The 10,090-nt window shown below is 62.9% G+C and carries 10 protein-coding genes; 3 read left to right on the top strand and 7 right to left on the bottom strand.

From position 1 onward, the window contains the following. Positions 1-50 precede the first annotated feature (50 nt). Both AC5PZ0_RS22715 and AC5PZ0_RS22710 read left to right on the top strand, forming a co-directional pair. Entirely contained in the window at positions 51-2,876 is a 2,826-nt protein-coding gene (locus AC5PZ0_RS22715; protein WP_493855786.1) for an RHS repeat-associated core domain-containing protein, read from the top strand. A gap of 114 nt (positions 2,877-2,990) precedes the next feature. Beyond that, entirely contained in the window at positions 2,991-4,052 is a 1,062-nt protein-coding gene (locus AC5PZ0_RS22710) for a GlxA family transcriptional regulator (protein ID WP_099428952.1), read from the top strand. 77 nt (positions 4,053-4,129) lie between these two features. On the opposite strand, the gene AC5PZ0_RS22705 is transcribed toward AC5PZ0_RS22710, so the two are convergent. The 5 genes from AC5PZ0_RS22705 to AC5PZ0_RS22685 form a co-directional block, all read right to left on the bottom strand. Then, positions 4,130-4,468: a RidA family protein gene (locus AC5PZ0_RS22705; RefSeq protein WP_493855785.1), complete on the bottom strand. Its 339-nt coding sequence runs from the start codon at positions 4,466-4,468 to the stop codon at positions 4,130-4,132. A gap of 11 nt (positions 4,469-4,479) precedes the next feature. Next, positions 4,480-4,830 (bottom strand): cupin domain-containing protein, encoded by a 351-nt coding sequence (locus AC5PZ0_RS22700; RefSeq protein ID WP_454243987.1) that lies wholly within the window; start codon positions 4,828-4,830, stop codon positions 4,480-4,482. Between the two features lie 12 nt (positions 4,831-4,842). Next, positions 4,843-6,222: an MFS transporter gene (locus AC5PZ0_RS22695; RefSeq protein ID WP_099453710.1), complete on the bottom strand. Its 1,380-nt coding sequence runs from the start codon at positions 6,220-6,222 to the stop codon at positions 4,843-4,845. A gap of 213 nt (positions 6,223-6,435) precedes the next feature. After that, positions 6,436-7,206, bottom strand: a complete 771-nt coding sequence (locus AC5PZ0_RS22690) for an NAD(P)-binding domain-containing protein (RefSeq protein WP_493855784.1) — start codon at positions 7,204-7,206, stop codon at positions 6,436-6,438. Between the two features lie 12 nt (positions 7,207-7,218). Beyond that, a complete protein-coding gene (locus AC5PZ0_RS22685; RefSeq protein ID WP_493855783.1) occupies positions 7,219-8,538 on the bottom strand; it encodes an NAD(P)/FAD-dependent oxidoreductase in 1,320 nt (439 codons plus the stop codon). 190 nt (positions 8,539-8,728) lie between these two features. On the opposite strand from AC5PZ0_RS22685, the gene AC5PZ0_RS22680 reads away from it, so the two are divergent. Further along, entirely contained in the window at positions 8,729-9,373 is a 645-nt protein-coding gene (locus tag AC5PZ0_RS22680) for a glutathione S-transferase family protein (protein ID WP_099428956.1), read from the top strand. A gap of 245 nt (positions 9,374-9,618) precedes the next feature. On the opposite strand, the gene AC5PZ0_RS22675 is transcribed toward AC5PZ0_RS22680, so the two are convergent. Together AC5PZ0_RS22675 and AC5PZ0_RS22670 are read right to left on the bottom strand one after the other, a co-directional pair. Next, positions 9,619-9,840: a hypothetical protein gene (locus tag AC5PZ0_RS22675; RefSeq protein ID WP_493855782.1), complete on the bottom strand. Its 222-nt coding sequence runs from the start codon at positions 9,838-9,840 to the stop codon at positions 9,619-9,621. A 27-nt stretch (positions 9,841-9,867) separates the two neighbouring features. Then, positions 9,868-10,038: a hypothetical protein gene (locus tag AC5PZ0_RS22670; protein ID WP_493855781.1), complete on the bottom strand. Its 171-nt coding sequence runs from the start codon at positions 10,036-10,038 to the stop codon at positions 9,868-9,870. Between the last annotated feature and the right edge of the window lie 52 nt (positions 10,039-10,090).

The raw sequence follows: 10,090 nt of genomic DNA, 5'->3' as shown, positions 1-10,090 counted from the left end.
GCGCGCCATCCACTCAACCCCATGCAGATTTCAAGAACAGGAGGCACGCGATGCCTGCTCTTTCGGACAACGCTGTCCACCGCAATACCCCTACCGTCACGGTCGTGGACAACCGCGGCCTGGTGGCCCGGACTATCCACTACCACCGCCACCCAGACACGCCGACGCTGACGCTACCTCGGATTACGCGTCAGCAGCATGACGCCAAGGGCTCCATGACCCACAGCAGCGACCCGCGCCTGCACGCCAGCGGCCGGGGTAACTTTGCCTGGCTGACCGACCTGGCCGGCACCCCGGTTTGCACCCAAAGCGCCGACGCCGGCGTGTCGATCAACCTGAGCGATGCAGCAGGGCGCCCGTTGCTGGCGGTGTCGCGAATCGCGCTCGATGAACACGGCGAGCACCTGCGCAGTGAGGCGGTCACCCGCATCTGGCATTACGAGAACGCCAACCTGCCAGGGCGCCTACTGGGGATCAGCGAACAGGTCAACGGCGACGTGGCGTGTCGGCTGGAGCGGCTGGTCTATGCCGGCAACAGCGCCGCAGAAAAAGCCCACAATTTGGCGGGCCAGGCAAGCCAGCACTACCACACCGCCGGTTTGCTGCAGACCCATGGCGTTGGCTTGACCGGCGTCCCGCTAGAGACCACGCAACGCTTGCTGGCGGATGCCGATAACCCGCAGGTAGGGGCGGATTGGCAAAGTGAGCAGCCTGCTGATTGGGAGGCCCAACTGCAGCCGGAAAGCGAAGCCAGCACCACGCTGACCACGGTGGATGCGACCGGTGCACCCTTGACTACGCGTGATGCCGCAGGCCATCTGCGTCGCCAGGCTTACGACGTGGCGGGCCTGCTCACGCAGCGTTGGCTGACGCTCAAGGGCGGCCCTGAGCAGGTCATTCTCAAAGCCCTGAGCTATTCGGCGGCTGGGCAAAAGCTGCGCGAGGAGCACGGTAACGGCTTGGTCACCCATTACTGCTACGAACCGCGCACCCAGCGGCTGGCCGAAGTCCGTACCGAGCGCCCGACAGGGCACGCGCAAGGGGCCAAGGTGCTGCAAGACCTGCGCTACGCCTACGACCCGGTGGGCAATGTGCTGAGTGTGCGCAACGACGCCGAAGAAACCCGCTTCTGGCGCAATCAGAAAGTCGAACCGCTAAGCACCTATGTCTATGACAGCCTGTACCAGCTGGCCAGCGCCACCGGGCGCGAGATGGCCAATGCCGGCCAGCAGGGCGCCAACCTGCCGGATATGGCGACCCTCGATAACGTCACCTACAGCCGTTACAACCGTACCTATACCTACGACATGGCGGGCAACCTGACCCGCATCCGCCACAGCGCGCCTGCCACAAACCATAGCTACACCACCGATATCACTGTCAGTGACCGCAGCAACCGGGCGGTGGACAGCACGCTCACCCAGGACCCGGCCGCCGTCGAGGCGTTGTTCAATGCCAGTGGCCAGCAAAAGGCGTTGTTGCCGGGGCAGCAACTGAGCTGGACACCGCGCGGTGAGTTGCACGCCGTTACCCAGGTCATGCGCGAAGGGGCGGAGGACGATGGCGAAAGTTACCGTTATGACATCGGCAACCAACGGGTGCTCAAGGTCAGTACCCAAAAGACCGCGACCCACATGCGCACGCAACGTGCGCAGTATCTGCCAGGCCTGGAGCTGCGCAGTACAACTCAGGGCGGCACGCTGACCGAGCAGCTGCAGGTGGTGCTGGTGGGCGAAGCTGGGCACGCCCAGGTGCGGGCCTTGCACTGGGCTTCAGGTAAACCGCCAGAATTTGCCGACGCGCAATTGCGTTACAGCTACGCCGACCAGCTGGGCAGCGGTTGCCTGGAGGTCGATGGCAGTGGTGCGGTGATCAGCCGAGAGGAGTACTACCCGTACGGCGGCACTGCGGTATGGGCCGCTCGCAGCGAAGTGCAGGGGCGCTACAAGTTCGTTCGTTATTCGGGCAAGGAGCGTGATGCGACGGGGCTGTACTACTACGGGTATCGCTATTACCAGCCTTGGCTGGGGCGGTGGTTGAGCGCGGACCCGGCAGGCACGGTGGATGGTTTGAACTTGTACGCGATGGTGCGTAACAACCCGATGACATTGGTTGATGAGCTGGGGTTGCGAGGGGGCAAGAAAAAGGGCGGGGGGAACAGTTCCGGAGCACAAGGCACGCCGGTTGCGAACGGCAGTGATGGAGCTGTAAGTGAACCGGTCGCGTCAACCTCATCTTCAGCAGGGCCGAGCCGTGACGGTGCTGGCGCGGTGGCCTTATCTTCCGGCCCAGAGCTACCTACTGCAGATAGTCCGGCCAAGGAGGAATGGGAATCCGTACCTACTCGTAAGGAAAAAAAGGAAAAAAAGGCGGAAAAAAAGAAGGAGAGTACGGCAAAGGAAGTCAATTTCGAGAGTGAGTTCGGTCTTAACGGCAGCGAACTATTTGATCGTCTGAAGTCGGAGATTCCTCGGGATAGACAATTGAATATGAGCAGCGTTGCGGCAATAGGCCAAAGGATAAACCCCGATACAGGTAAACGACAGGTTGTTTTCTTGGACGAGGGTACAACAACACAGGGTTTAAGCCATATTACCACCGAGCACAGAGCCGACTTCGCGCGCATGGGCTTTGTTGGAAGAAAACCCATCGTCAATGTGGTGATGACGGCCTTGATCCACGGTAGCATCGTCGGCATGCAAGGTGTCAAACCAGGCAAAGTCGGCCGACCGATTTATGAGTTCGATTTCAAAGGGACCAAGCGCCTCCTCGCGGTTCAGCTCAAAGATGACAACAGTGTGTTGGGTGCCAATCCTAAGGCGCAGGGCGTCAATTACCGAGAGAAAAGGGACTGGCAGCAGTTGCGTATATTGTAGCTGATGAGCTATTTCATGTCGGAAATCTACTATTCTTGGCGCTAAATATGATATGGCGGACGCCTGAAGACGCCTAGAATGACACCCACTTCGGATGTCATGTGAGCAGCGTCCATGGTCGCCCTACAAGATCAACAACAACCACAGCCCCCCGAAGCCGCCTCGCAGATCAAGCCTGAACTGCGGGTCGGCTTCGTGCTCCTCAACCAGTTCACCCTGGTCCCGGTCGCTGGCCTGGTCGACTCGCTGCGCTTCGCCGCCGACAAGTCGTTCCGCAGCCAGCAAGTGTATTGCCAATGGGACTGGATGACCCTGGACGACCAGCCGATCACCGCCAGTTGCGGCATGCCCATTTCGCCGACCAAACCGCTCAACCTGTTTGCCCAGTACGACTACATCGTGCTGGCGGGCGGGCTGTTGGGCGAAACGCGTAACCCACCAGACTGGCTACTCGATGCGCTGCGTGAGGTGTATGCCGCCAATATCCCGATCATCGCCCTGTGTTCAGGTTCGTTCGTGCTGGGCAAGGCCGGCCTGCTCGATGGCCGGCGGTGCGCGTTGCATTTTACCTTGCGCGATGAGTTCAAGGAGCGCTTCCCGCTGTCCACCGCCGTGATCGACAAAAGCTATGTGGATGACCGCGGCATTATCACCTGCCCGGGCGGCACGGCCATCGACCTGGCGGCCAACCTGATTCGCCGGCACTGCGGTGCGGTGCGGGCGCAGAAGGGTTTGGAGTACCTGCTGGTGGATGAGCGAGCCGACGCGCAAGAGGACAAGGCCGCCAGCGAAAGCGTTTACCAGAACGACCGTGTGCAACGGGCCATTGCCTTCATGCGCGCCAACCTGGATGCCTCGATGACCCTCAAGGCCGTGGCCGAGGCAGTGGGCACGCACCCGCGGCAGTTGCACCGCGAATTCGTCGCCAACACACAAGAGCCACCGGCCAACTACTGGCGCAAGCTGCGCCTGGACCACGCCCGGCGCTTGCTGGTGAATACCAGCCAGAACATCACCACCATTGCCTTGGCGTGTGGCTTTTCCGATGCGTCGCACTTCATCTTGTGGTTCCGCAAGCAGTACGGCGAGACGCCTTACAGCTTCCGCAAACGGCGGCATGAAGTGGAGCGGTTTGACTGGCATGGGGACAAAGTAGGCTTGGACCCGGAGCTGTAGCTGTGTAGCCATCTCCAGCGCTACCCGTGTAGGCGCTGGCTTGCCTGCGAATGGGCCGCAAAGCGGCCCCGGCGCTATCAAAGCTGACCAAAAGCCTGAATTTCGATCCGATACTCAGGCGCCGCCAGCGCAGCCCCCACACACGCCCGCACCGGTGGTTGCTGCCCGACCCAGGCGTCATACACCTCATTCATCGCCGCAAACTCTTCCATGTCAGCCAGCCAGATCTGCACGCGGGTGAGGTTGCCCTTACCTGCGCCAACCTGCTCCAGCCACTGCTCCAGCTGCGCCAGCACGCACCGCGTCTGCGCAGCGATATCGCCCGGTGCAAGGGCGACGATCCCGGAGGTTTCCAGGCGGCCATCTACCAGTACCATCTGGCTGGCCCGTTTGCCGGGGTTGATACGTTCGATCATCAGCGCGCTCCTCAGAACAGTACGTAGGTCTTGCGCAGGGTCTCGTGGATCTCCCACACGCCTTCGCAGTTCTCCGGGAACAGCACCGCATCGCCCGCCCGCAGCTCGACCGGCTCGCCACCGTCGGGGGTAAAGGTGCAGCTGCCGCTGACGATATGGCTGAACTCGCGGTTTTTCAGGAAACGGCGGAACACCCCGGGGCTGCTTTCCCAGATGCCGATGCTGGCGCCCACCGCTTCATCGGTCTGGTCCTGGGCGCTGGCGGCGTGGGCGATCGGTTCGCCGATCGGCAGACGGGCAGGGGCTGGTACACCCAGGGGCGAGGCAGCGGCATTGCGGACAACGGTAAGCACTTGGCTCATGATGTGGCTCCTTCAGGCTTTTCGGGCAACGTTTTTGTAGGACGGTGACGGTGCAGGGGCGGCCCCGCCCAACGCGGCGGCTTGCTGCAGGTCGAGCTTGCTGGTCTCTGGGGCCAGCCACCACGAGATCAGTGCACCGAACAGTGAGATCAACGCGGCGGCGAACATGGTGTTGGCAATGCCATAGGTGGCCAGGGAAATAGGCACCAGGTAGGTGCCCACGGCCGCGCCGATACGCGACAGCGAAGTGGCCAGGCCAACGGCAGACGCGCGGATCTCGGTGGGGAACAACTCGTTGGGGTAGACGTATTCCAGCACCTGAGCGCCGCCGATCAACACCGCGTAGGCGCCAAACAGCACCAGCACGGTGGTGGGCGATGCGTCGGGGAACACGCCCAGCAGCACCAGCGACATGCCCGACCAGAGGAAGCTGTGGATCAGCATCTTGCGCCGCCCCAGGCGGTTGATCAGCTTGGTTGCCAGCAGGCAGCCCAGGGTGAACAGCAGGGTGATGGCGATCGAGCCGTAGGCGGCCCAGTCGCCGGTGAGCTTCAGCGCCTGCAGCACCTTTGGGGCGAACGCGTAAATGGCGAACAGCGGGACGATGGCGCAGGTCCAGAACAGGGTGACGAAGGCCATGCGCTTGCCGTAGCCGGAGTGGAACAGCGACCACACCGACACCGGTTTGCCGCTGACGTGTTCGGGCAGGTCGGCGATGGAGTAATCCGGGCCATAGACGCGTTTGATCACGGCATCCGCCTCGGCAGTGCGGCCCTTGCTCAGCAGCCAACGTGGCGATTCTGGCGTACCGCTACGGGCAATCAGGAACAACGCACCCGGGACCAACGCACTGGCCAATACCCAGCGCCAGCCGTCATCGCCGCCGACGCGCAGCAACAGTTCACCGACCACATAGGCCACGGCGGCCCCGGCGAACCACATCAGTACCATTGCCGCCAGCAGCGGCCCGCGTTGCTTGCGTGGCAGGAACTCGGCCAGCAGCGAGGTAGCGATCGGGTAGTCGGCGCCGACCGCGATACCAATCAACAACCGCCAGGCGAACAATGCCCAGGCCGACTCGACCCAGAACTGCGCCACCGAAAAACCGACAATGGCGATGAGGTCGACCAGGTACAGCACCTTGCGCCCGTATTTGTCGGTGAACCAGCCACCCAGGAAGCCGCCGAGGAACACCCCGATCAGCGCCGAAGCTGCAATCAGCCCCTCCCAGAAGGCCGACAGTTGCAGGGCCTGGGTGATCTGCAGCATGGCCACGCCGATGATGCTCAGCACATAGCCGTCGAGGAACGGGCCACCGGCGGAATAGACCGTCAGTTTGCGATGGAACGCATTGAGTGGCGCATCTTCGACGGAGCGTTTGGGGACAGACATTGGACTTACCTCTTGTTGTTATTTGACGCACTTGCGTGGCGGCACTATGGCACCGGGTTGCAGGGGTTCCCTATAACGGTTCGGACGGGTCGTGGGATGGCATTGCGAAGTGTGAATGGCACTGTAGGCGCAGCCTTGTGCTGCGAAGAGGCCGGCGACATCAGCCAAGATTTACGGCGTTGTTACCGGCCTCTTCGCAGCACAAGGCTGCGCCTACCGCGACCGAGTCAACAGCGCATCCAGCACCACTTCGCAGGCCGCGCCCCAGCTGGCACTTACCGGTTGATGCATCAACACGGCCAGCCCATCGGCGGTAAAGGTGCCCGGCGTGGCGATCGCTTGCCCCAGGGCCTTGAGCGTGTGTTCGGGCTGGCGCTGGGCACTGCTCACACAGTCGTGCAGGTTGCCCAGCACCAAGGCGCGTGCTTCGGTTGCGGGCAGGCCTTTGTCAGCCAGCCACTGCTGCAGGTCGTGCAAAAGGAAGTAGAACCAGCCATTCATGCACGCGGCCACCGTGGCCAGCTCGAATGCGGCTTCATCTTGCAATACCACCAGGTTGCCCAGCGCGGCGAGGCATTGCTCAGTGGGGGCATCCGGGGGGTAGACGACTACCGTGGACTGGTTGTGTTGCGCGGCATAAGACAGCATCACGCGCACGCAGTGAGCGGCGGGGAAGGCGGCTTGCAGCTGTTGCAGGTTCACACCTGCCGCCAACGACAGCAGGCGTTGCCCGGGGTGCAGGCGTACCTCGCCGGCCAGGTGTGCCAGTGATTCCGGGCGCACGCCCAGCATCAGCACCTCGGCCTGGTCGACTACCGCCTGATTGTTCGGCAGTACCTGGCAACCGTGTGTGTGGGCCAGTGTTTCGGCGCGCTGGGCGTTGCGTGGCGACAGCAGGATCGCGCCGTCGAAACCACCGCGGCGCAGGCCGATAACGACTTTTTCGGTCAGCTCGCCGACCCCGAGGATGCCCAGGCTATGCATGATGCCTCCTTGTCAGCTTTCCAGGCCGGCGCGGCGCTGGCCCCAGTGCAGGTTCAGGTTGACGCCCAGGCTCAGCAGCGGCTCCGGCGGGTTGCGGTTGGGCCCGGCCGAGCCCAGCAGGAAGTCGATCAGCTCGTCACGCTCGCCACTCAGCCAGTCGGCCAACAGGGTCCCGGTGGCAGTGCCCCGGGTAATTCCCAGGCCGTTGCAGCACAGCGCCGCATGGACATTGGGTGCCAGCGTGCCGAAGTGCGATTGGTGGTTGCGCGACAGGCACATCGAACCGCCCCAGGTGAATTCGAACGGCGTACCCGCGAGCATCGGGAAGCGCCGCTCGAACGACGCCCGGTGCTGTCGCCCGGCGCGTTGCAGGTGGCGCTGGTTGGCGCGCCCATCGGCGTTGAAACTGAAGCTGTTGCGCACCAGCAGGCGCTGGTCCGGGGTGCGTCGCAGGGTGGTGCCGAACGGGTCGGCGGGGATGATGCCCCAGGTCGCCTTGCCACCCAGGCGTGCTTGTTCGTCTTCGTTCAGGGGCCGGGTCATGCTGGCGTAGGTGAAAATCGGCAGCAGCCGCCCCGGCAGGAAGCCGAAGTACGAGGCGAAGGCGTTGTTGGTCAGCAGCAACTGCTCGGCAACGATCTCGCCATGGGCATGCGCGAGGGTGATGCGCGTGCCCTGTTCGATGCGGGTGATGGTGGTGTGTTCGTACAGCGTCACGTTGCTGGGCAGGCTGTCTGCCAGGCCTTTGGCCAAGGCGGCCGGCTGCAGTAGCTGGGTACCTGGGGTGTACAACGCTTTGCGGTAGAACGCGGTGCCGAAGTGCTCGGGCAGATCACGGGCATCGATCATCTGGTAGGGCTGGCCGAGTTTCTCCAGGCCGCTGCGGTACGCTTCGAGCACCGCCAACCCCTTGTCTTCGACCGCCGCCTGGTACTTGCCGTCCGGGCGGACCTGGCAGTCGATGCCATGCTGCTGGATCAGCGTGTGCAGTATCGACTGCGCGCGCAGGTTGAGCTTGAGGTTCATCCGCGCCGTGGCCAGTTCACCGATGTAGTCCGGTGCGCCGATGTCATGGGGCAGGTCGATGGCAAAGCCCGAGTTGCGGCCCGAGGCGCCAAAGCCGACTTCCTGGGCTTCGAGCAGGATCACCTCGTCATCCGGGTGATGCAGCGCCAGCTGCCGCGCGGCGGCAAGGCCGGTGAAGCCAGCACCGAGCACCACCCAGCGCGCTTCGCTCCGCCCCCGGTGCGCGGCACGTGGCTGGCGCATGGAGCTGAGGTGGAACCAGCCGCAACCGTTGTCATCCGCGGGGGTAGAGGTGTTTCTGTACATGGGTTTTATCCGTGTTGTTTTCTTCACTGTCGCATGGCCCGGGCAGGGGGCATATAACGGGAATGACGGGTCGTGGGAGGTTTTGAATTGACCGCGGCAAGCCCTGCGTGATTTGCTCGGTTTGCCGGTGACTGGCCCGTGCAAAAGCCCCGGCACTTAACGATCATTCAAAGGAAACTGAAGGTCTGCCATGTCCGAATACACGCTCCACTGCTTCGCCGAATCCGGCAATGCCTACAAAGCCGCCCTCATGCTTGAACTCACCGGCCAGCCTTGGCAGCCGGTGTTCGTCGACTTTTTCAACGGCCAGACCCGCGAGCAGGCCTGGCGCGATGAAGTGAACGAGCAGGGCGAGGTGCCGGTGCTCGAACACGCGGGCAAGTCGTTCACCCAATCGGCCTTGATCCTGGAATACCTCGCTGAGCAGACCGGCCAGTTTGGCCCACGCGATGAGGACGAAAAGCGCGAGATCTGGCGCTGGATGCTGTTCGACAACCACAAGTTCACCAGCTACTACGCGGCGCTGCGGTTTATCTACTGCCTGAAACAGATGGGCGAAACCGATGTGACCAAGTTCTTGCGTGATCGCGCCACGGCGGCCTATCGCATCGTTGATGCACATTTGGCGAAGACGCCGTTCATGGTCGGCGGGCGCTTGACCATCGCCGACTTGTCGTTGGCGGGGTATGTGTTCATGCCTGAAGACACGGGTATCGCGCTGGACGAATTCGTTCATATCGAGGCCTGGAAAGCGCGGATCAAGGGCACGCCAGGCTGGAAACACCCCTATGACCTGATGCCGCGGACAGCGCCTGTTCAAGCGCCATTCGGATGACTGGTCGTGACAAGCGCTAGCGCATGACTACGCTCAGGACGTAAGACACATTCTGCAACAACTGGCCAGTTGGCCCTGATGGATCTCGCTCACCCGCTGCAGATGGAAGGCCGCACTGGTTTGCAGGTCGCCCCATGGGGGGGCCGGAACTCACGGGGTGTCATGTGCAACCCCCGTGCTACTCCAAGCGGAGGCTCTACATGCTCAAAAAATGCTTGTTGGCTTTGGCAATCGGCGCGGTTTTGTCAGCGTCGGCCGTGTTGGTGCCTGACTCCATTGGCGGTGCGTCCAGCGCGTATGCGAAGGATGGCGGTGGTGGAGGTGGCGGCGGCCATGGTGGCGGCGGTGGCGGCGGTGGTCATGGCGGCGGTGGGGGTGGTAGCGGCGGCGGTGGCGGCGGCGGTGGAGGTGGTCATGGTGGCGGCAGTGGCGGCGGTGGAGGCCACGGCGGCAGTGGGAGCGGACACAGCGGCGATGGCGGCGGGCATGCCAGCTCAGGCCGTGGTGAAAGTGGACGCAATGGCGCCGATGATGGTGCCAACCATGAGGCCAATCATGAGGCCAACCACGAAGCGAATCATGACGCGAATCACAGTGTTGGCGAGGCCCACGGTGTAGGGCATGGCGCCGATGATGGGGCCGATCATGATGTCGGCGATGATCATGGCGGTGACCGCACCTAGCATTTGAGTGGCCCGTACCGGCCTCTTCGCGGGT

Source organism: Pseudomonas sp. 5.2, from assembly GCF_059025405.1.
Note: the sequence above shows the minus strand (reverse complement) of the source record. Positions and strands in the feature narration are given on the sequence as shown.

Bases quoted from the DNA above. Each gene is read 5' to 3' on its own strand.
- AC5PZ0_RS22715 (WP_493855786.1), top strand. From the start codon at position 51: ATGCCTGCTCTTTCGGACAACGCTGTCCACCGCAATACCCCTACCGTC.
- AC5PZ0_RS22710 (WP_099428952.1), top strand. From the start codon at position 2,991: ATGGTCGCCCTACAAGATCAACAACAACCACAGCCCCCCGAAGCCGCC.
- AC5PZ0_RS22705 (WP_493855785.1), bottom strand. From the start codon at position 4,468: ATGATCGAACGTATCAACCCCGGCAAACGGGCCAGCCAGATGGTACTG.
- AC5PZ0_RS22700 (WP_454243987.1), bottom strand. From the start codon at position 4,830: ATGAGCCAAGTGCTTACCGTTGTCCGCAATGCCGCTGCCTCGCCCCTG.
- AC5PZ0_RS22695 (WP_099453710.1), bottom strand. From the start codon at position 6,222: ATGTCTGTCCCCAAACGCTCCGTCGAAGATGCGCCACTCAATGCGTTC.
- AC5PZ0_RS22690 (WP_493855784.1), bottom strand. From the start codon at position 7,206: ATGCATAGCCTGGGCATCCTCGGGGTCGGCGAGCTGACCGAAAAAGTC.
- AC5PZ0_RS22685 (WP_493855783.1), bottom strand. From the start codon at position 8,538: ATGTACAGAAACACCTCTACCCCCGCGGATGACAACGGTTGCGGCTGG.
- AC5PZ0_RS22680 (WP_099428956.1), top strand. From the start codon at position 8,729: ATGTCCGAATACACGCTCCACTGCTTCGCCGAATCCGGCAATGCCTAC.
- AC5PZ0_RS22670 (WP_493855781.1), bottom strand. From the start codon at position 10,038: ATGATCATCGCCGACATCATGATCGGCCCCATCATCGGCGCCATGCCC.